Source organism: Curtobacterium sp. NPDC090223, from assembly GCF_044746585.1.
In the GTDB taxonomy this organism is placed as follows: Bacteria; Actinomycetota; Actinomycetes; order Actinomycetales; family Microbacteriaceae; genus Curtobacterium.
On record NZ_JBIVCN010000002.1, the window covers coordinates 450,829 to 470,056 of the forward strand.

The 19,228-nt window shown below is 72.2% G+C and carries 18 protein-coding genes; 7 read left to right on the top strand and 11 right to left on the bottom strand.

Annotation, left to right across the window (positions count from 1 at the left end):
* Positions 1-17: 17 nt before the first annotated feature.
* The 5 genes from ACIPJY_RS06770 to ACIPJY_RS06790 are packed head-to-tail and all read right to left on the bottom strand — an operon-like array spanning position 18 to position 6,484.
* Complete coding sequence (locus ACIPJY_RS06770; protein ID WP_400466255.1) at positions 18-1,223, bottom strand: acyl-CoA dehydrogenase family protein; 1,206 nt, start codon at positions 1,221-1,223, stop codon at positions 18-20.
* Entirely contained in the window at positions 1,220-2,962 is a 1,743-nt protein-coding gene (locus ACIPJY_RS06775) for a dipeptide ABC transporter ATP-binding protein (RefSeq protein WP_400466252.1), read from the bottom strand. Before ACIPJY_RS06775 ends, ACIPJY_RS06770 begins: the two co-directional genes overlap by 4 nt.
* A complete protein-coding gene (locus ACIPJY_RS06780; protein WP_400466250.1) occupies positions 2,959-3,867 on the bottom strand; it encodes an ABC transporter permease in 909 nt (302 codons plus the stop codon). The genes ACIPJY_RS06775 and ACIPJY_RS06780 overlap by 4 nt, the downstream gene beginning before the upstream one ends.
* Positions 3,864-4,802, bottom strand: a complete 939-nt coding sequence (locus ACIPJY_RS06785; protein ID WP_400466247.1) for an ABC transporter permease — start codon at positions 4,800-4,802, stop codon at positions 3,864-3,866. Before ACIPJY_RS06785 ends, ACIPJY_RS06780 begins: the two co-directional genes overlap by 4 nt.
* Entirely contained in the window at positions 4,802-6,484 is a 1,683-nt protein-coding gene (locus ACIPJY_RS06790; protein WP_400466244.1) for an ABC transporter substrate-binding protein, read from the bottom strand. Before ACIPJY_RS06790 ends, ACIPJY_RS06785 begins: the two co-directional genes overlap by 1 nt.
* Positions 6,485-6,677: 193 nt before the next feature.
* Between ACIPJY_RS06790 and ACIPJY_RS06795 the strand changes: the two genes are divergently transcribed.
* On the top strand, positions 6,678-7,709 hold the full coding sequence (locus ACIPJY_RS06795) for an aldo/keto reductase (protein ID WP_400466241.1): 1,032 nt from the start codon (positions 6,678-6,680) through the stop codon (positions 7,707-7,709).
* Positions 7,710-7,855: 146 nt separating this feature from the next.
* Here the strand turns inward: ACIPJY_RS06795 and mgrA are convergent, their stop codons facing one another.
* Positions 7,856-8,899, bottom strand: coding sequence for an L-glyceraldehyde 3-phosphate reductase (gene mgrA / locus ACIPJY_RS06800; RefSeq protein WP_400466238.1), 1,044 nt, complete (start codon positions 8,897-8,899; stop codon positions 7,856-7,858).
* Positions 8,900-9,048: 149 nt separating this feature from the next.
* Between mgrA and ACIPJY_RS06805 the strand changes: the two genes are divergently transcribed.
* Entirely contained in the window at positions 9,049-9,513 is a 465-nt protein-coding gene (locus tag ACIPJY_RS06805) for an iron chaperone (RefSeq protein WP_400466235.1), read from the top strand.
* Positions 9,514-9,523: 10 nt separating this feature from the next.
* Positions 9,524-10,033: a redox-sensitive transcriptional activator SoxR gene (gene soxR, locus ACIPJY_RS06810; protein ID WP_400466232.1), complete on the top strand. Its 510-nt coding sequence runs from the start codon at positions 9,524-9,526 to the stop codon at positions 10,031-10,033.
* On the opposite strand, the gene ACIPJY_RS06815 is transcribed toward soxR, so the two are convergent.
* On the bottom strand, positions 10,030-10,467 hold the full coding sequence (locus tag ACIPJY_RS06815) for a MarR family winged helix-turn-helix transcriptional regulator (protein ID WP_400466229.1): 438 nt from the start codon (positions 10,465-10,467) through the stop codon (positions 10,030-10,032). The genes soxR and ACIPJY_RS06815 overlap by 4 nt on opposite strands.
* Positions 10,468-10,514: 47 nt before the next feature.
* Here ACIPJY_RS06815 and ACIPJY_RS06820 point away from each other — a divergent pair, with 47 nt between their 5' ends.
* The gene (locus tag ACIPJY_RS06820) at positions 10,515-11,765 is read left to right on the top strand and encodes a multidrug effflux MFS transporter (protein WP_400466226.1); all 1,251 of its coding nucleotides are present in this window, start codon (positions 10,515-10,517) and stop codon (positions 11,763-11,765) included.
* A gap of 40 nt (positions 11,766-11,805) precedes the next feature.
* Here the strand turns inward: ACIPJY_RS06820 and ACIPJY_RS06825 are convergent, their stop codons facing one another.
* Entirely contained in the window at positions 11,806-12,531 is a 726-nt protein-coding gene (locus ACIPJY_RS06825) for a phosphatase PAP2 family protein (RefSeq protein WP_400466223.1), read from the bottom strand.
* Between the two features lie 124 nt (positions 12,532-12,655).
* Here ACIPJY_RS06825 and poxB point away from each other — a divergent pair, with 124 nt between their 5' ends.
* Positions 12,656-14,380 (top strand): ubiquinone-dependent pyruvate dehydrogenase, encoded by a 1,725-nt coding sequence (gene poxB, locus ACIPJY_RS06830; RefSeq protein WP_400466220.1) that lies wholly within the window; start codon positions 12,656-12,658, stop codon positions 14,378-14,380.
* A gap of 81 nt (positions 14,381-14,461) precedes the next feature.
* Here poxB and ACIPJY_RS06835 read toward each other — a convergent pair whose 3' ends face one another.
* A complete protein-coding gene (locus ACIPJY_RS06835) occupies positions 14,462-15,145 on the bottom strand; it encodes an SDR family NAD(P)-dependent oxidoreductase (RefSeq protein WP_400466217.1) in 684 nt (227 codons plus the stop codon).
* A gap of 101 nt (positions 15,146-15,246) precedes the next feature.
* Between ACIPJY_RS06835 and ACIPJY_RS06840 the strand changes: the two genes are divergently transcribed.
* Positions 15,247-16,101: a helix-turn-helix transcriptional regulator gene (locus ACIPJY_RS06840; protein ID WP_400466214.1), complete on the top strand. Its 855-nt coding sequence runs from the start codon at positions 15,247-15,249 to the stop codon at positions 16,099-16,101.
* Between the two features lie 34 nt (positions 16,102-16,135).
* On the opposite strand, the gene ACIPJY_RS06845 is transcribed toward ACIPJY_RS06840, so the two are convergent.
* Entirely contained in the window at positions 16,136-17,023 is an 888-nt protein-coding gene (locus ACIPJY_RS06845; protein WP_400466211.1) for an SDR family oxidoreductase, read from the bottom strand.
* A 130-nt stretch (positions 17,024-17,153) separates the two neighbouring features.
* On the opposite strand from ACIPJY_RS06845, the gene ACIPJY_RS06850 reads away from it, so the two are divergent.
* Positions 17,154-18,542 carry a protein kinase gene (locus tag ACIPJY_RS06850; RefSeq protein ID WP_400466208.1) on the top strand — a complete coding sequence of 463 codons (1,389 nt, stop codon included), beginning with the start codon at positions 17,154-17,156 and terminating at the stop codon, positions 18,540-18,542.
* A gap of 7 nt (positions 18,543-18,549) precedes the next feature.
* Here the strand turns inward: ACIPJY_RS06850 and ACIPJY_RS06855 are convergent, their stop codons facing one another.
* A complete protein-coding gene (locus tag ACIPJY_RS06855; RefSeq protein WP_400466205.1) occupies positions 18,550-19,134 on the bottom strand; it encodes a hypothetical protein in 585 nt (194 codons plus the stop codon).
* Positions 19,135-19,228 lie beyond the last annotated feature (94 nt).

Sequence of the window (19,228 nt, forward strand, 5' to 3'; positions counted from 1 at the left end):
TCGCGGGTCCGCAGCGGTCAGCGGGCCTCGCCGGTTGCCCAGAAGTACGTCAGGGGAGCGCCGTTCACCAGGTGGTCGCCGATCACCCGCTGCTGGAACACGACCGGGTTGTGCGACGACAGGGTCCTGGCGTTGCGCCAGTGCCGGTCGAGCGAGCGGTCCCGGTCGGTCGCGCTGGCGCCACCGACCTCGAACAGGGTCGTCGTCGCCCGGAGCGCCACCTCGACCACCGAGGACTGCAGCGCGATGGTCCGGAGCTCGGCCGCGTCGATGTGCTCTCCCGCGTCGAGGGCGTCCGACACGATCGCGTCGTGCGCCTGATCGATCGCGGCGGCGGCGCTCAGCACGAGCGCCTCGGCGGCGATCGCGTCCGCGGCGATCCGCCCCACGACCGACTGCACGAGCGGGTCGGACGCCGCGGTGGCGCCGACCCCGTGCTGGTAGTGCCGGGTCCGGGAGCGCACGAACGCGGCGGCGTCACGGGACGCTGCCGCGGCGACCCCGGCGAGCGAGGCCAGCAGCACGGTCTGCAGGAACGCCGGCAGCACGGTGCGCCGTTCCCCGCGCTCCGGTCGGAGCTGCCAGAGCTCGACGCGCACGCCGTCGAACCGGGTGGTGCCGCTGCCGGTGAGGCGCTGGCCGAACCCGTTCCAGTCGTCGCGGACCTGGACGCCGGGATCGTCCACGCGGACCGTGACCCCGACCGTGTGGCCGTCCGGTGTCTGCGCGGTCACGGTGGTCCAGTCGGCGAAGATCGTGCCCGTGCTGTAGTGCTTCTCGCCGTGCAGCCGCCAGCCGTCACCGTCCGGGACGAGGTGCGTCGCGAGCGAGCCGACGCCGGCACTGCTCCGCTCGTGGCTGGCGTTGCCGAAGACCTCGCCGGCGGCGACCCGCGTGAACCAGTCCTCGCGCCGGACGACGCCGGGGTCGAGCAGCAGTTCCTCGACGAAGGAGAAGTGCGCGCGGAGCAGCTGCGGGATGTTCGAGTCGGCCTCGGCGAGCCGGACGAGCAGCGCGAACAGGTCGCTGGCAGAGGCGCCGCTGCCACCGGAGGCGACGGGGACGGTCACCGCGGTGAACCCGGCCTCGGCGAGCCATCGGACCTGCTCGTGCGGCAGTGTCCTGGTCTGTTCGCGGTCCACGGCACCGGCGGCGATCCGGTCGAACACGGGGGCGAACTGCGCCAGCAGCGTGGCGCGGGTGGGGAGTGCCGTGACGGTCATGATTCCTCCTGGAGGGTCCGGTGGACGCTGACGCCGGGCACCGCGTCGAGCAGCCCCCGGGTGTACGGATCGCGTGGGGAGCGGAAGACCTGGTCGGCCGGCCCCTCCTCGACGACCCTGCCGTCGCGCAGGACGAGCACGCGGTCGCTGACGTGGTGGATCACGCCGAGGTCGTGCGAGATGAAGAGCGCGGCGGTGCCGTACTCGTGCCGGATGTCGGCGAGCAGGTCGAGCACCTGGGCCTGCACCGAGACGTCGAGCGCGCTGACGGCCTCGTCGAGGACGAGCACGTCGGGGTCCGTCGCGAGCGCCCGGGCGATGGCGACGCGCTGCCGCTGCCCGCCGGACAGGGTGAGCGGGTGCCGTCCGGCGAGCGACGGGTCCAGCCCGACACCCTGCAGGAGCGAGTCGACCCGTGCGGCGTCCGTCCCGGCGCCGGAGGCGCCAGCAGCTCCGGCATGCCGCGACGGACCGGCTGCCCGAGCGGACCGCGCCCCGACCAGGGCCGACCGCACGAGCTCCCCGACGGTGCGACGCGGGTCGAACGACGACAGGGGGTCCTGCGACACGGTCGCGATCCGCGGTCGGTCGGCCCGCCGGGCGCGTTCGGGCAGCGCCGACCACGGCCGCCCCTCGAACAGCACCTCGCCGGACGACGGCGGCGTCAGCGCGAGGGCGATCGCCGCGGTCGTGGACTTGCCCGAGCCCGACTCCCCCACGATGCCGAGGGTCTCGCCGGCACGGAGCTCGAAGGACACGTCGTCGACCACGGTCCGCACGACCCGGTCCGGCCCGCGGTAGCGCTTCGTGACGTGCGACACCGACAGCACCACCGAGCCGGCGACCGGGACCGGACGCGATGCCGGTCGCGGCGCCAGCTCGGCCCGCGGGGCGTCGGACAGCCGCGCTCCCGGCGCATGTGCGGAGGGGATCGCGGCGAGCAGGCGCTTCGTGTACGCGTGCTGCGGGTCACCCAGGACGGCTGCGACCGGCCCCTGCTCGACGACGACACCGTGCTGCATCACGACGACCTCGTCGGCCAGCTGCTCGACGACGCCGAGGTCGTGGCTGATGAGCACCAGGCCGGTCCCGCCGGCACGGAGTTCGTCGAGCAGCGCCAGGATCTGCGCCTGCACGGTGGTGTCGAGCGCGGTGGTCGGTTCGTCGGCGATGAGCACGGCGGGGTCGAGGGCGATCGCGGCCGCAATGAGCGCCCGCTGCCGCAGGCCGCCGGAGAGCTCGGAGGGCAGCTGTCGTGCCCGCAGTGACGGTGACGGCACCCCGACGCGGTCCAGGAGCGCGAGCACCTGTCGCTCCCGTTCGGACCGCGGTCCGACGCCGTGCACGCGGAGCGCGTCGGCGACGGACGACCCGACCTTCCGGAGCGGGTCGAGCGAGACGAGGGCGTCCTGCAGGACGTACCCGGCCTCCTTGCCACGCACCTTCCGCCAGGCGCCGTCGGACAGGTCGCGCAGGTCCCGGCCGCCGAGCGACAGCGTGGAGGCGGTGGTCGTCGAGGTCGGTCCGTTCAGTCCGAGCAGCGACCGGGCGGTGACGCTCTTGCCGGAACCGGACTCGCCGACGATCGCGACGCAGCGCCCCGGCTCGAGCGTGAAGGAGACGTCCCGCACGACGGTGCGGTCGCCGAAGGCGACGGAGAGGTCCCGGACCTCGACGACGGGGTCGCCACCGTGGCGGGCGGAGGACGTGGCGGGCGTGAGCAGGTCAGGAGTGGTCACCGGGGGCCTCCAGGCTGGGTCAGGGTCTGCACGGCGCGACCGACGGCGGTCAGCGACAGGGCGAGCAGCACGATCACGACGCCGGGCCAGAAGTCGAGCCACCAGGCCTGCTGCAGGTAGTTGCGGCCGGCGTTGAGCATCGCGCCCCACTCCGGAGCGGGCGGCTGGACGCCCATGCCGAGGAAGCCGAGCGCGGACGCCCAGACGATCGCCTGCCCGATCCCGAGCGTGACCAGCACGGTCAGCGGCCGGAACGCGTTCGGCAGCAGGGTGTGGAACAGGACGTGCGCGGCGGAGTGGCCGAGTGCCCGCTCGGACTGCACGTAGCCGGCGTTCCGCACCGCGAGCACCTGTCCGCGGACCATCCGGGCGTACCCGGGGATCGTCGCGATGCCGACGGCCAGGATCTGCGTCCCGGCGCTCGACCCGAACACGGCGATCAGGATGAGCGCGAGCAGGATGCCCGGGAACGCGTACAGCACCTCGATGACGCGGGTCACGACGGCGTCGACGGCGCGGCCGCCGAGTCCGCCGAGGACACCGAGCAGGACGGCACCGGCGAGCCCGAGGGCCGTGGCGCCGACGCCGATCAGGACCGACTGGCCGGCGCCGTGCACGACGCGGGAGTACACGTCGCGGCCGGACTGGTCGGTCCCGAAGACGTGCTGCGCGCTCGGGGCGTCGAAGCTCTTGCCGAGGTCGATCGCCAGCGGGTCCTGCGGCGCGAGCAGGGACGGCCAGAGGGCCGCCACCGCGACGACCGCGATGAACGCGGCGGCCACCCAGAACGACACGCGTCGCAACGGGTGGGAGGCTCGGCGCACCTTGGTCGGGCCGGTGGCGGTCGGGAGCGGGGCCGGGCCCAGGGCCGTCGGCTCGCTGGGTGCGATCGTTGCGGTGGTCATGCTGCGGCTCCGGTCGTGCGGCGCAGTCGCGGGTCCACCACGACGTAGGCGATGTCGGTGAGGATGTTCGCGACGACGTAGACGAGTGCGACGACGAACGTGATGCCGATGACGAGCGGCAGGTCCTGCGCGCTCACGGCGGTGACGAGCACCTGGCCGATGCCCTGTCGGGCGAAGACGACCTCGGCGATGACGGCGCCGGAGACCAGCGAGCCGAGACCCCAGCCGGACAGCGTCACGCCGGGGAGCGCCGCGTGCCGGAGCACGTACTTCCCGCGGATCGCGTTCTCGGACAGGCCGCGGCTCCGGGCGGAGAGGACGAACGGCTGTTGCTGCTTGTCCTCGAACTCGTCGCGGGTGACCTGCCCGAGGAACCCGGCGAGCGGGATCGCCAGGGTCAGCGCCGGCAGGACGATGCCGAGCGGGCCGGACCCGATCACCGGGAACCAGTGCAGCTGCACCGCGAACACCAGGAGCAGCACGAGCCCGAGCCAGAACTGCGGCAGCCCGGCGGCGACGGTCTCGATCACCGAGCCGATCCGGCCGACGATGCCCGGCCGACCGGCGGTGAGCAGGGTCGACACGATCGAGAGCACCCAGGCCAGCACGAGCGCGGTCACGGTGAGGGCGAGCGTCGGGCCGATCTGGCCGGCGATGACGCTCGTGACGGACTGCTTCAGCGTGTACGACTCGCCGAAGTCGAGCCGGAACAGCCCCGCCAGGAAGTCGCCGTACTGCGCCAGGAGCGGCCGGTCGAAGCCGTACTGCGCGGTGACCGCGGCCACGGCCTCCTTCGTGGGGTGCGCTGCGGCGCCCCCGAGGATCGCGACCGCGGGGTCGCCGGGGACCGCGTGCTCGAGGAAGAACACGATCGTGCCCACGGCGAGGAGCAGGACCACCGCCTCGACGATGCGTCTGGTGACTCGGATGACCATCACTTGCCTCCGTCGATCAGGTAGGCGTCGGAGAGGACGGGTTCGCCCTCGCTGGGTTCGATCCACACGCCGCTGACGCGGTCGGCGATGCCCAGGCGCGTCTGGATCGGGTAGAGCGGCAGGCTCCACCCCTTCGACGTCAGGATCTGCTGGGCCTTCGCGTACGCGGTCGCCTGCTTCGCCGGGTCGGTCGTCGCGGTGCCCTCGATGAGCAGCCGGTCGAGTTCGTCGTCGTACGCGAACGCCGAGTTCTGGCCGTTGTCCACGTCGTAGGTCGCCTTCGAGTACTTGATGTACATCACGTGCGGCGTCGGGCTGTTCCAGTAGTTCCCGAGCAGGTCGTACGCCTTCGGGTTGCCCCACACCGCGTTCATCGAGGACGAGTCGAGCGCCTGCAGCACGACCTTGATCCCGACGCGCTTCTCCATCGCCTGGATGTCCTGCAGGATCGTGACGTCCGCCGGCGGGGTCTCCGCGGAGTCCGCGTTGTAGGGCAGCTTCACCGTGAGGGTCTCGCCGTCCTTCGTCCGGTAGCCGTCGGCGTCCCGTCCGGTCCAGCCGGCCTCGTCGAGCAGTCGCTTCGCTGCCGCCGGATCGTACGGGAACGGCTCGTGGTACGCGGCGTCGTAGTGCGGCGTGCCCGAGGAGACGGCGTTGCCCTCGTACGGGAACACCCCGTTGTAGGCGCTCTCGACCGCTTCCTTCGCGTCCGAGGCGTGCACGAACGCCTGCCGCACCCGGATGTCGCTGAACACCGCGCTCTTCGTGTTGAGGTCGAGGCTGAACGGCGAGCCCGAGTGCACGAACGACTGCAGCTCGATCGACGGGTCGGCCTTCGCCAGTCCCTCGCTCTCCGGCGGCACGTTGAAGATGACGTCGGCCTCGCCCGAGCTCAGCGCGCCGTACCGGGTCGTGTTGTCCTTGAGGAACTTCCACGTGATGCCGTCCAGGTACGCCGGGCCCTGGTGCTTCGCGTCCGCCGGAGCGCTGTTGTAGGCGTCGTTCCGGACGAGCTCGACGTCCCGTTCGTGGTTCCACTTCGCGACCTCGAACGGCCCCGTGCCGACCGGCGACTCGCAGTTCGCGGCGAGCCCCCGCGCCATGGCCTTCGGCGACTCCATGCCGAAGAACGCCTGCGACAGGGCGGCGAGCAGCGGCGAGTACGGCCGCTTCAGGGTGATCCGGACGACGTGGTCGCTGATCGCGGTGGCCTTGTCGAAGTACCCGGTCAGGTACAGCAGGTCGGTCGACGACTGCGTCGCGGGGTCGAGGATCTGCGTGAAGTTGTCCACGACGGCCTGGGCGTCGAACGGTGTGCCGTCGGTGAACTCCACCCCCTGCTTCAGCGTGAAGTCGTACTGCGTGCCGTCGTCGGAGATCGTCCAGCTCGACGCGAGCCACGGCTTCACCGAGCCGTCCTTCTGCAGCGACACGAGCGAGTCCAGGTACTGGCGCGCGATGTACGTCTGCGGCATGTCGCCGGAGTTGTGCGGGTCGAGGCAGGTGGGTTCGCGGTCCGTTGCGTAGACGAGGGTGCCGCCGCGGACGGGTCCGGTGTCGGAGGTCGCCGCAGTCGAGCCGGCGGAGCAGCCGGCCAGGAGCACCGCGGTCGCGGCGGCTGCGGCGAGCGCCGCGGTCACGCGGCGGCGGAGCGTGCGCCGGGCGGTGTCGGATCGGGTCATGTCGAGGACGGTAGGCAGCGTGACGGGGGTGGGTCGAGCCTCCCGTCTTCCGTCGCAACGGGCCGTCACACGGCGTCGTGGACCGCGGGAGGGCACGTCACGGGACGTCATGTCCGGGAGCGACAGCCGGGAGGCTCGTCACGGTTCGTCACCAGTGTCACGTCGGGACGGGGTCACCCATATCGTGACGGCCATGGAGCAGCGGACCATGGGGCGGACGGGTGCCCCCGTCAGCGCGCTGACGCTCGGCACACGTGCCATCGCGGGCGTCGCCGCGCGGGACGTGGACGATGCGGTCGACCTGGTGGTCGAGGCGCTCGGCCGCGGGATCACGGCGATCGACGTGTCCGACGCGCACGGCTCGGGGCTCGCTGAGGCCGTCGTCGGCGCCGCACTCGACGGACGCCGCGACGACGTCTTCGTGTCGGTGCGGTTCGGTGACCCCGTCGACGAGGACCCCGCCCACCGGGGTTCCGGGCGGCGGTGGATGTTCCGCGCGGTGGAGCGGAGCCTGGAGCGCCTCGGGACCGACGTCATCGACCTGTACCAGCCTGCGCGGCCGGACCCGGCGACGTCCCTGGACGAGACGCTCGACGCGCTCGCCGACCTGGTCGCGCAGGGCAAGATCCGCTCGTTCGGGATCCCGGGGTTCCCCGCGGAGGAGCTCGTCGAGGCGCAGTGGCTCCGATCGGGGGCGAAGAGCGCGACCGCGACGCACGTGCCCTACTCGGTCCTCACGCGGACGGCTGAGCGCACCGTGTTCCCCGTGGCCCGGCGCTTCGGCCTCGGGGTGCTCGCGGGGTCGCCGCTCGCGGGTGGATGGCTGGCGGGCGCCTACCGCGCGGGGACCGTGCAGCCGCGGTCGCCGCACGCGGTGCAGCACCCGGAGGTGTACGACATCGGGTCGCCGCGGAACCGGCGGAAGCTCGAGACCGCCGATCGGCTCGGGCGGCTCGCGGACGAGGCCGGCCTGACCCTGCTCGAGCTGTCGATCGGGTTCGCGCTGACGCACCCGGACGTGGCGTCGGTCGTCGTCGGGCCGCGGACCGCTTCGCACGTGGACGCGTACGCGCAGGCGGCGGAGGTCGTCCTCGACGACGAGCTGCTCGACGCGGTGGACGCGATCGTGCCGCCGGGCACGCACGTGCTCGAGCGGGACACCGGCTCGACGCTGCCCGCGCTGACGCGGGAGCGGTTGCGCGGGCGGGTGGCGGCGCGGGCGTAGCGGGCGGTGTGGTCCTGTGGCCGCGGGGGCTCGGTCGGGCGTTTCGCGCGTAGGAAGTCGAAACGCGCGTAGGCAGTCGTTCCTTCCGACTGCCTACGCGCGTTCTACCTTCCCAGTGCGGATGCGATGGGAAGGAAGCGCGCCGGTCAGGAGACCTCGCCGGCGCGCGCACCCGCCCAGAGGTCGACGTCGGTGATCCCGACGGAGTGCTCGTCGATGGCGCGGAGTTCCTCGTCCGTGAAGGACAGGTTCGCCAGGGCCTGCACGTTGTCCTCGAGCTGCGACACCCGTGAGGCACCGATCACGAGCGACGTCACCCGCTCGTCGCGGAGTGCCCACGACAGGGCGAGCTGCGCCAGGGACTGCCCGCGCGCCTCGGCGATGGCGTTCAGTGCGCGCAGGTGCTCGACGACCTCGGGCGTGATGCTCGTCGCGTCGAGGGACTTCCCCGCCGCCGCCCGCGAGTCCAGCGGGACGCCGTCGAGGTACTTGCCGGTGAGCAGGCCCTGCGCGAGCGCGGTGAAGCCGATCACGCCGAAGCCGAGTTCCCCTGCGGCGTCGAGCAGCCCCTCGGTCTCGATCCAGCGGTTCAGCATCGAGTACGAGGGCTGGTGGATGAGGAGCGGGGTGCCGAGGTCACGGAGGATCTGCACTGCCTGACGGCTGCGTTCGGCGTCGTACGAGGAGATCCCGACGTAGAGCGCCTTGCCCTGTTGGACCGCGGTGTGCAGCGCGCCCATCGTCTCCTCGAGCGGGGTGGAGGCGTCGAGGCGGTGGGAGTAGAAGACGTCGACGTAGTCCAGACCCGTGCGCCGCAGGGACTGGTCGAGCGAGGCGAGCACGTACTTCCGCGAGCCGCCGCCCTGACCGTACGGCCCCGGCCACATGTCCCAGCCGGCCTTCGTGGACACGATCATCTCGTCGCGGTAGGGGGCGAAGTCCTCTCGCATCAGACGCCCGAAGTTGACCTCGGCGGCACCGTACGGCGGCCCGTAGTTGTTCGCGAGGTCGTGGTGCGTGATGCCGAGGTCGAACGCTCGGCGGCTGATGGCGCGCTGGTTCTCGAAGGGCACGTCGTCGCCGAAGTTGTGCCAGTAGCCCAGGGAGAGCAGCGGCAGGTCGAGGCCGGAGTGGCCGGTGCGGCGGTACGTCATCGAGTCGTAGCGGTCGTCGCTGGCGATGTAGGTCATGGTCCGAGCCTGGCACCTCGTCCCGGGGATCCGAGCAGGTTCGCGTGTCCCGGATCCGAGCAGGTTCGCGTGTCCCGGATCCGAGCAGGTTCGGAGAAGTGTCGGCGCGGCCGGCGAGGCAGACTGGGCCCGACGAGGAGGCGACGACCATGGCACGGACGACGAAGACCGAGGGCACGTTCACGGACGAGGAACGCGCCGCGATGCAGGAAGCCGCGGCGGAACGGCGCGCAGCGCGCTCGCGCGGCGGGACGAAGGCGGAGAAGGCCGCGGCCGATGCGCAGGCGGTCGTCGACAAGATCGCCGAGATGCCGGAGCCGGACCGCGGACTCGCGGAGCGGATCCACCGCATCGCGCTCGAGGCCGCACCCGACCTGGCGCCGCGGCTCTGGTACGGGATGCCCGCGTACGCGAAGGACGGCAAGGTGGTGTTCTTCTTCCAGGACGCGGCCAAGTTCGGGGCCCGCTACGCGACGCTCGGGTTCCAGGATCCGGCGCAGCTCGACGACGGGTCGTTCTGGCCGACCTCGTGGGCGGTCACACCGGCGTTCTCGGCGGCCGACGAGGCGACGGCCGCGGCGCTGATCGAGCGGGCGGTGGGTCCGCGCTCGTAGGATCCCTACCATGGTCGAGATCCCGCACCCGCGGCCGACCGATCTCCTGACGATCGGCGAGGTCGTCGCGCGCACCGGGGTCGCCGCCAGTGCCCTGCACTTCTACGAGCGCAAGGGCTTGATCCACCCGGAGCGCACGGACGGCGGGACCCGGCTCTACCCGCGGCACATGGAACGACGGATCGCGATCATCCAGGTCGCCAAGCGGCTCGGCATCCCGCTGAGCGAGGTCGCGGAGCAGTTCGCCGCGCTGCCGGAGGACCGGATGCCCTCGCTGCGGGACTGGAACCGGCTCAACGAGCGGTGGCGCGCACGACTCCGAGCCCGGCAACTCGAACTCGAGCGGCTGCAGCAGGAGATGACGCAGTGCATCGGCTGCGGCTGCGTCTCGCTCAACGCCTGCCTGGTGATGAACCCCGGCGACGCGCTCGGCGCCGAGGGGCACGGCGCCCGACGGCTGCTGCCGATCGAGGACGACGTGGACGACGCCGACGCCGACGCTACGGTCGAGCAGGGCTAACCGCGCAGACCGTCGTCGATGCGGGAGAGCAGTGCGAACGCGGCCTGCACCCCGGCGGTGTCGGCCCCCAGGGCGTCGCGCAGCTTCCGGGCCCAGTGCGCGTGCAGGATCGCGATGCTCTCCTGGGCCCGCTCGGTGGAGAACAGCTGGACCAGGCGTGCATCCGCGGGATCGGGCCGGCGGTCGACCATGCCCTTCGACACCAGTGAGCGCAGCGCCACGCTGAGGTTGCTGCGGTGCAGTGCGGTCGCCTCGGCCGTGGCGCTCGGCGAGGTGCCCGGGTGCATGTCGACCCAGCGCATCACGAGCGCCTCGGTGCCGGTGAGCGGGACGATGTCGAGCGCGGTCGTGCCGTGCGGGTCGACCTCGCGGGAGATCCGGAGGACGACGTCGGCGAGCTCGGCGAGCAGGTCGTCGGTCACCGCGGGGTCCATGGGCAGCACTGTACCGCCGGTCGACCATGGGTTATGATTTCATAATCATGACGACGGACACCGGCTCCATCCGCGCGCACACCGCGACACCTCCGACCACCCGGCAGCAGGGCATCACCACCGCGCTGCTGCTGGTGCTCGGCCTGCTCAGTGCGGTGGCCCCGTTCGCCACCGACCTGTACCTGCCGGCGTTCCCGCAGATGACGACCGAGCTGCAGGCGTCCGCGACGACGGTGCAGCTCACGCTGACCGCGTTCCTCGTCGGCGTGACCGCGGGGCAGCTCGTGTTCGGCCCGCTCTCGGACCGGTTCGGCCGCGTGCCCCCGCTGATCGCCGGCGCCGTGCTCTGCGTGCTCGCGAGCGCCGCGGCCGTGCTCGCGCCGAACGTCGGCGTGCTGATCGTCGCCCGGCTGCTGCAGGGCCTCGGCGGCGCAGCCGGCATGGTGATCGGGCGGGCGGTGATCTCCGACCTGGCGACCGGCAAGCCCGCGGCGCGTGCGTTCTCCCTGATGATGATCGTCGGCGGGGTCGCTCCCGTCGTCGCCCCGCTGCTCGGCGGCCTGCTCACCGGACCGATCGGCTGGCGCGGACTGCTCACGATCGTGCTCGGCCTGTCGATCGTGATGCTCGTGGCCGTGCTCGCCGTGATCCGCGAGACCCACCTCCGCGCCCGCCGCGACCAGCTCCGCGTCGAGCGGCAGGCCACCGGGTCACCGCTCCGCGCCCTCCGCTCCCGGACGTTCCTCGGCTACACCGCGGTGTTCGGCTTCGCGTTCGCGGTGATGATGGCGTACATCTCGGCGTCGCCGTTCCTGTACCAGGACATGATCGGCTTCGGCACGGTCGCCTACGGGATCGCGTTCGGCATCAACGCGTTCGCGCTGATGGGCGTGAGCATCCTGTCCGCCAAGCTCACCGAGCAGCGTTCCGTCACCGGGGTGCTGTCGCTCGGCATCGTGCTGGTGCTCGCGTCGACGGTGGCCTTCGCGGTGCTGGTCGTCACGTCCGCGCCGGTGTTCTTCCTGGCCGTGCCGCTCTTCACCGCGGTCGGCAGCCTCGGCCTGGTGCTCGGCAACGCCACGGCGCTGGCGCTCGGAGCGGTGCCCTCCGCTGCCGGCAGTGCCTCGGCGGTGCTCGGCGCACTGCAGTTCGGACTGGCCGCCCTCGTGTCGCCGCTGGTGAGCATCGGCGGGTCGACGACGGCGGCGCCCCTGGCGATCGTGATGGTCGCCTCCGCGGTGATCGCCGTGGTCGCGCTGCTCGCGGCTCGTGGTCGACGGGTGCCGTTCCGCGCGTAGGCAGTCGGATCGCGCGTGGACGGTCGGGAGTTCCGACCCCCTACGCGCGATCCAGCTTGCCCGAGCGAGCCGGACGCAACAGCGGCAGCCGGGGCATCAGCCAGTCCACCCAGACCACCCGGGCGGCCGGCGCCACGGCGAGCGCCCACGCCACCGATGCCACCGCGTCCGTGGGGTAGTGCACCGCGTCGATGGTCACCGAGAACCACACGACGACGACCGCGATCGTCCCGAGCACCACCGCGAGCCGGTGCCACCGGGTGTCCCGCAGCACCCAGCACAGCGCGATCGTGAACGCGACCATGAAGACGGTGTGCCCGCTCGGGTACCCCGGGTCGGGCTGCACCGGGTACGGGTGCGGCAGCACGGCGACGTCCGGTCGGGCCCGGTGCACGATCTCCTTCACGATCGCCGACGGCACCCACGTGATGGCGACCACGCCCGCGAACGCCGCCGCCGGCCGGACGTTCCGCTGCACCGCCCAGATCACCCCGGTCACGACGACGGTGACGACGAGCGCCGGCGCCGGGCTGATCGCGTGGTAGACGCCGTTCGTGACCGCGCCGACGAACCCGGTGTGCAGGCCGTTGAGCGCCTCGGAGAGCCCGATGTCGACGCTGCCGAGGAAGAACCCGACGATCGTGATGAGCACGACCGCGCCGACGCCGATCGCCACGGTGGACAGCGGGTACGGCGAGCGCACCAGGATGCCGTTGGCGTCGGGCTCCCGCCGTCGTGGGCGGAGCGGCGGCGCGTCGTCGATCATCCGACCATCGTCGCACTCCGCACGCACGGCCACCCCGCCAACACCATCAGAAAGCACACAGCGGCGGGCGGAGCCCGCGGCCCGAGGACTACACAGGAAGCAGGACCCCCACGAGAGGACATGCATGCCAACCGTCGCCGAGAACATCGTCGCCACCCTCCGCAAGAACCACGTCCAGCGCATCTACGGACTCCCCGGGGACTCCCTCAACGGGTTCACCGACGCGCTCCGGAAGGACGGCACGATCCGGTGGGAGCACGTCCGCCACGAGGAGGCGGCCGCCTTCGCCGCCTCCGCCGAGGCCGAACTCACCGGCGACCTCGCGGTGTGCGCGGGGAGCTGCGGACCGGGCAACCTGCACCTGGTGAACGGCCTCTACGACGCGAACCGCTCCCGCGTGCCCGTGCTCGCGATCGCGGCGCACATCCCCACCGCGGAGATCGGCTCCGGCTACTTCCAGGAGACCCACCCGCAGGAGCTGTTCCGCGAGTGCTCCGTCTACGTCGAGTACGTGGCCGACCCGACGCAGATGCCCCGCCTGCTCGAGATCGCGATGCGCGAGGCGATCGAGAAGCGTGGCGTCGCCGTGCTCGTGATCCCGGGCGACGTGCTGCTGGCCGAGGCGAAGAACGACCGCGTCACGACGATCGAGCGCACCACGCCGCGCGTGATCCCGAGCGACGCCGAACTCGAGCGGACCGCCGAGCTGCTCAACGGCGCCGACCGGGTCACGATCCTCGCGGGTGCCGGTGTCGCCGGGGCCCACGACGAGGTCGTCGCCCTGGCGGAGCGTCTGCAGGCGCCGATCGTGCACGCCCTCCGCGGCAAGGAGCACATCGAGTGGGACAACCCCTACGACGTCGGGATGACCGGCCTGCTCGGGTTCGCGTCCGGCTACCGCGCGATGGAGGACGCCGACGTCGTGCTCATGCTCGGCACCGACTTCCCGTACCAGCAGTTCTTCCCCGCCAAGGCGAAGCACGTCCAGGTGGACATCCGCGGGTCCCAGCTCGGCCGTCGGCACCCGGTCGACATCGGCTTGGTCGGCACCGTGAAGGACACGGCACTGGCCCTCATCCCGCTGTTGCACGGCTCGAAGCCGACCCGGCACCTGCAGGACGCCAGGAAGCACTACGCGAAGACCCGCGAGAAGCTCGACGACCTGGCCGTGCCCGCGGGGAAGCACAAGGCCCTGCACCCGCAGTACGTCGCCCGGGTGCTCGACCGCCTCGCCGCCGAGGACGCCGTGTTCATCCCGGACGTCGGCTCCCCGGTCGTGTGGGCGTCGCGGTACCTCACGATGAACGGCAAGCGTCGGCTGATCGGCTCGTTCGTGCACGGCACGATGGCGAACGCGGTCCCGCAGGCGATCGGTGCGCAGGCCGCGTTCCCGGACCGGCAGGTGATCGCGATGGCGGGCGACGGCGGGCTGACGATGCTGCTCGGCGAGCTCATCACGATCGTGCAGAACGAGCTGCCGGTGAAGATCGTCGTGTTCGACAACTCGTCGCTGAACTTCGTCGAGCTGGAGATGAAGGCCGCCGGCTTCGTCAACTACGGCACCGAGCTGCAGAACCCGGACTTCGCCGCCGTCGCCGAGGCGATCGGGATCAAGGGCTTCCGGGTCGACGAGTCCGCCGAGTTCGAGGACGCGATGGCCGCGGCCCTGGCCCACGACGGGCCCGCCCTGGTGTCGGTGAAGTCCGACCGTCAGGAGCTGTCGATGCCGCCGGCGGTGACGCTCGAGCAGGCGAAGGGCTTCACCCTCTACGCGATCCGCACCGTGCTGAGCGGCCGCGGCGACGAGCTGCTCGATCTGGCGTCGACCAACTTCCGTCAGTTCATCTGACGGAACCACGTCCGGACGGGAGGCCCGGTGCCAGCTGGCACCGGGCCTCCCGTCCGGCTCTGGTCGCGACCCGGACCGCGGTCACCAGCCGAGGGGGTGGCCGTCCTCCAGCAGGACGCCGGTCGGGCCTTCCGGGCCCGCGCTGGCGGCGGCCACGACGGTCGCGGCGCTGACCTCGACCGGTCGCCCGTGCGGGTTCGGCACGCCGCCGAGCTCGGTCGCCGTGTAGCCGGGCTCGAGCGCGACGAAGTGCACCTCGGGGGCCATCCGTGCGTACTGGACCGTGAGCATCGTGACGGCGGACTTGCTCGCGCCGTACACCGCGGCCTGCACGGTGGACGCGGCGCTCTCCGGGTCGTGGACCGCGGTGAACGAGCCGAGCGCGCTCGAGATGTTCACCACGAGCGGGTTGGCGGAGCGGCGGAGGATCGGCAGTGCGGCCTCGGTCGTGCGGACGATGCCCACGGCGTTCGTGTCGAACACGGCGAGCGCGTCGGGCCCGTTCAGCCCCCACATCGCGATGCCCGCGTTGTTCACGAGGACGTCGAGGCCGCCGGCGGCGTCGACCTGTGCGAACGCGGCGGCGACCGAGGCGTCGTCCGTCACGTCGAGCTGGACGGAGCGGGCGCCGATCTCCGCGGCGACCGCTGCTCCCTGCTCGGCGTTCCGGGCTCCGATCCAGACGGTGTGCCCGGCGGCGACGAGCTGGCGGGCGGTTTCCTTGCCGAGGCCACGGGTGGCTCCGGTCACGAGTGTCGTTGTCATGACCCCAGCGTCGGTCGCTCCCGTCCGCGCAGGGAGTCGTCCGGTTGTCGTAGGACCGCCAGGGCCAGGACCGGAGTGGCGCGGGAGCGCAGACTGGGCGCATGACGGAAACCGCCGCTGACTTCGGGAGCACGCTGCGGCGACTCCGCGACCACGTCGCCCCCGATGCGGTCGGTGTGGCCGTGGGTCCGCGGCGGCGGGCGGTCGGACTCCGCCGCGAGGAGCTCGCCGGACTCGCGGGCATCTCGGCCGACTACCTGACCCGGCTCGAGCAGGGGCGTGCGACCTCGCCGTCCGCCCAGGTCGTCGAGGCGCTGGTCCGGGCGCTCCGGGTCCCCGACGCCGAACGGGAGCTGCTGTACCGGCTCGCCGGGCACGCCGCTCCCGGGGCCGACGTCGTCCCGACGCGGATCCCGCCGAGCGTGCAGCGGCTGCTCGACCGACTCGCGGACACCCCGGTCGCGGTGCTCGACGCCGCGGGCAACCTGCTCGTCGCGAACGCCCCGCACGACGCGCTGATGGGGTCGATCTCGGCGTACACCGGGCACGAGCGGAACACCGCGTGGCGCCACCTGGTCGGCCCGGGCAGCCGGGCCGTGCACTCCGCCGCGGAGCAGGCCGCGTTCGAGGAGTCCCTGGTCGCCTCGCTCCGGATGACGGTCGCGCGCTACCCGCTGGACCGCCAGCTGCAGCAGCTCGTGCGGGACCTGCGGCAGGCGAGCCCGCGGTTCGTGGAGCTCTGGGCGTCGGTGTCCGGGGCGCCGACGGCGCCGTCGCGGCGGAAGGTGATCGACCACCCGGCGGTCGGGCGGATCACGCTCGACTGCGACTCGCTCGTCGTCGCCCCGGAGGACCTCTGCATCCTGGCGTACACGGCGGAGCCGGGCACGGTCGACGCGGAGCGGCTCGCGCTGGCGGTGGTGCTCGGGACGCAGTCGCTCGTCGGCGAGCGGTAGCCGTCCCGGGTCACCGCCCGCGCCGACCGAGGCGTCAGAACGCGGGCGTGCCGCCCGCGATCGTGATCGTCGAGCCCGACTGGTAGCTCGACTCGGGGCTGACGAGGTGCACGTAGGCGGCACCGAGCTCCGCGGGCTGCCCCGGGCGGCCGAACGGCGAGTCCTCACCGAAGTGAGACACGGTCTCGGCGTCGTCCGATCCCGGCTGCAGCGGCGTCCACACCGGGCCGGGCGCGACGGAGTTCACGCGGATGCCCTTCGGCGCCAGCTGCTGCGCGACGGCCTCGGTGAAGAGCTTGATCGCCCCCTTCGACACGGCGTAGTCGATCTTGTCGGCGCTGGGCGTGGATGCCTGGATCGACCCGGTGGTGACGATCGTCGACCCCGGCTCCAGGTGCGGGACCGCGGCCTTCGTCAGCCAGAACAGCGAGTAGATGTTCGTCTTGAAGGTGGAGTCGAACATGGACGTGTCGAGCGTCAGGATGTCGTCGTTGCTGTCCATCCGCCCGGCGACCATGACCAGCGTGTCGAGGCCGCCGAACTCGTCGACGGCCTTCTGCACCAGCGCGCCGCAGTACTGCTCGTCCGAGATGTCACCGGGGAACAACACCGCGCGGCGTCCTTCGCCCTCGAGCAGGTCGCGCACCTGCTCGGCGTCCTCCTGCTCGTCGGGCAGGTACGACAGCACCAGGTCGGCGCCCTCGCGCGAGAGGGCGATCGCGGCGGCGCGGCCGATCCCGGAGTCGGCACCGGTGACGATCCCGCGGTAGCCCGTGAGCCGCTCGCGGCCGACGTAGCTCTCCTCGCCGTGGTCCGGCCTCGGGTCCATCTTCCACGCGGCACCCGGCAGCGACTGCTCCTGCTTCGGGTACGGCGGCGCGGGGTAGAGGGTGTTCGGGTCGCGCTTCTCGTACTGGCTCATGACCCCAGCATCCTCACGCTCCCGCAGACCGCGTTCAGCCGCTGCACGCAGGCCGTCGCTGCTGAGGGCCGGAGGGTGCGAAGATGCAACTTCAGTCCTGCGGTACCGAGACAGAGGATGCAATCGACCGATGGAGGGTCTGGAGGCGCAGCACGCGCTCCTCGCCGGGCGGTACCGACTGACGTCGGTCATCGGCCGGGGCGGCATGTCGATCGTGTACGCCGCGCACGACGAGTCCCTGGACCGTCCGGTGGCCGTGAAGGTCTTCCACCCGGGGCTGGTCGACATCGCACGGCAAGAGGCGGAGCAGGGCGTGCTGGCGTCGCTCGACCACCACAACCTCGTCAGCCTCCTCGACGCCGGCGTCGTCACGGACCAGCACGGCGCACAGCAGCGCTTCATCGTGATGGCGCTCGTGCACGGCCAGGACCTCGAGGAGCGGCTCGCACTCGGCCCGCTCGCATCGCGGCACATCGCCGAGATCGGGTACGACATGGCCGAGGCGATGCACTACATCCACGACCGCGGCGTCGTGCACCGTGACGTCAAGCCCTCGAACATCCTGCTGGTGGACTACGGCAACGCGGCCGACCGCGCCCGGGCACGCCTGACGGACTTCGGGATCGCGCTCGCCCAGGGCGTCGAGCGCCTGACGGCGGACGGTGTGACGACGGGCACGGCCGCGTACCTCAGCCCGGAGCAGGCCGCCGGCGGTGACGTCGGGCCCGCGAGCGACGTGTACTCGCTCGGCCTGGTCCTGCTGCAGTGCTTCACCCGACGCCGCGAGTTCCCCGGTTCCCTGGTCGAGTCCGCGGTCGCCCGGTTGTCGCGGGACCCCGTCGTGCCCGACCCACTGCCGTCGCACTGGCAGCAGGTCCTCCGCGCGATGACCGCCCGCGACCCCGCTGCTCGTCCGACCGGTGCAGCGCTGGTGTCCCTGCTCCGCGACGTCGTGATCGCCGACACCGCCGGCGACGACCACGGTGCGCAGTCCGTCGCCGTGGCGCCCACCGCGGCGCAGGCGGCAGCGGCGCGCCCCGCGACCCTCGACGTCCTGCCGGAGGAGGCGCTCCAGCGGACCACCGCCATGGCGGCGCGGCTGTTCAACGCCCCGATCGCGCTGGTCGAGGTACTTGACGAGGACCGCGAGTGGTCGCAGTCGTACATCGCCGAGGGCATCGACGAGTCCGCCCGCAACATCAGCTTCCGCAACGGGTTCGCCCCGGTCCCGGTGCCCGTCGTGATCGCCGACGGCCAGGCGCACCCCGAGATGCGCGACAGCCCGCTGGTCACCGGTCCGCTCGGGATCCGGTTCTACGTCAGCGTGCCGCTGGTCCGACACGACGGGGCGGCGATCGGCACGCTCGCGGTGCTGGACACCCGGCCGCGCGAGACCGACGACGCGGACATCGCGAACCTCCGCGACCTCGCCGCACTCGCGGTGACGCAGTTGGAGCTGCGCCAGGAGTCGCTCCGCAACACCAGCGACGCACTGCCCCTGGGGACGTCAGAGCGCTGAAGCCCGCTCAGCGATGGGCCTCCGCGCGCTGCTGGATCACCACCAGGACGAGGAACAGGACGCCGACCGCCGTGATGACGACGCCGGGGAACAGTCCGCTCCCACCGACTCCGGCAGCCACCAACGCCGCGATCCCGATCGCCGTCGCGACACCGCCGAGCCACCACCCGGCCCGCACGCTCACGAACCACCGCGGCCGTCCTGCGGCGTCGGCCTCACGCGTCTGCCGGTCCTGGTCCTCGCGCCACGCACTCCCGCGGCCGCGCTTCCGGAGCACGAGCGCCCAGAGGACGACCGCGCCCGCCCCGAAGACGACGAAGAACGCGGTGAGCCCGGCGGCCGCACCCGTCCGCCCCTCGGTCCAGAACGGGATCGTGACCAGGAGTCCGAGGACGGCCAGCCCGACGACGAGCCACGGCGCGACGTTCCGCGCGTACGACTGGTTCGCCCTGCCGACTGCACGGTCGGCACGCATGAAGCGGCGTTCCCGAGCACTCCGCTCCGACTCGGGCTTGCGCATCACGCGGCCCTCGAGGGCGATGAGCACGATGGCGACGAGCAACACGACACCGACGACGATCCACACGACCATGCACGAAACGTACTCCCGAGGACTCCTCACTCGTGCGCGATCGGGGTACACGGCCGCCGTGCGCCCGGAGGCAGCGCGACCGTCGCACTGCCGT

Excerpts from the sequence above, each read along its gene's own strand:
- ACIPJY_RS06770 (WP_400466255.1), bottom strand. The coding sequence starts at position 1,223 with ATGACCGTCACGGCACTCCCCACCCGCGCCACGCTGCTGGCGCAGTTC.
- ACIPJY_RS06780 (WP_400466250.1), bottom strand. The coding sequence starts at position 3,867 with ATGACCACCGCAACGATCGCACCCAGCGAGCCGACGGCCCTGGGCCCG.
- ACIPJY_RS06785 (WP_400466247.1), bottom strand. The coding sequence starts at position 4,802 with ATGGTCATCCGAGTCACCAGACGCATCGTCGAGGCGGTGGTCCTGCTC.
- ACIPJY_RS06790 (WP_400466244.1), bottom strand. The coding sequence starts at position 6,484 with ATGACCCGATCCGACACCGCCCGGCGCACGCTCCGCCGCCGCGTGACC.
- ACIPJY_RS06795 (WP_400466241.1), top strand. The coding sequence starts at position 6,678 with ATGGAGCAGCGGACCATGGGGCGGACGGGTGCCCCCGTCAGCGCGCTG.
- mgrA (WP_400466238.1), bottom strand. The coding sequence starts at position 8,899 with ATGACCTACATCGCCAGCGACGACCGCTACGACTCGATGACGTACCGC.
- ACIPJY_RS06805 (WP_400466235.1), top strand. The coding sequence starts at position 9,049 with ATGGCACGGACGACGAAGACCGAGGGCACGTTCACGGACGAGGAACGC.
- soxR (WP_400466232.1), top strand. The coding sequence starts at position 9,524 with ATGGTCGAGATCCCGCACCCGCGGCCGACCGATCTCCTGACGATCGGC.
- ACIPJY_RS06815 (WP_400466229.1), bottom strand. The coding sequence starts at position 10,467 with ATGGACCCCGCGGTGACCGACGACCTGCTCGCCGAGCTCGCCGACGTC.
- ACIPJY_RS06820 (WP_400466226.1), top strand. The coding sequence starts at position 10,515 with ATGACGACGGACACCGGCTCCATCCGCGCGCACACCGCGACACCTCCG.
- ACIPJY_RS06825 (WP_400466223.1), bottom strand. The coding sequence starts at position 12,531 with ATGATCGACGACGCGCCGCCGCTCCGCCCACGACGGCGGGAGCCCGAC.
- poxB (WP_400466220.1), top strand. The coding sequence starts at position 12,656 with ATGCCAACCGTCGCCGAGAACATCGTCGCCACCCTCCGCAAGAACCAC.
- ACIPJY_RS06835 (WP_400466217.1), bottom strand. The coding sequence starts at position 15,145 with ATGACAACGACACTCGTGACCGGAGCCACCCGTGGCCTCGGCAAGGAA.
- ACIPJY_RS06840 (WP_400466214.1), top strand. The coding sequence starts at position 15,247 with ATGACGGAAACCGCCGCTGACTTCGGGAGCACGCTGCGGCGACTCCGC.
- ACIPJY_RS06845 (WP_400466211.1), bottom strand. The coding sequence starts at position 17,023 with ATGAGCCAGTACGAGAAGCGCGACCCGAACACCCTCTACCCCGCGCCG.
- ACIPJY_RS06850 (WP_400466208.1), top strand. The coding sequence starts at position 17,154 with ATGGAGGGTCTGGAGGCGCAGCACGCGCTCCTCGCCGGGCGGTACCGA.
- ACIPJY_RS06855 (WP_400466205.1), bottom strand. The coding sequence starts at position 19,134 with ATGGTCGTGTGGATCGTCGTCGGTGTCGTGTTGCTCGTCGCCATCGTG.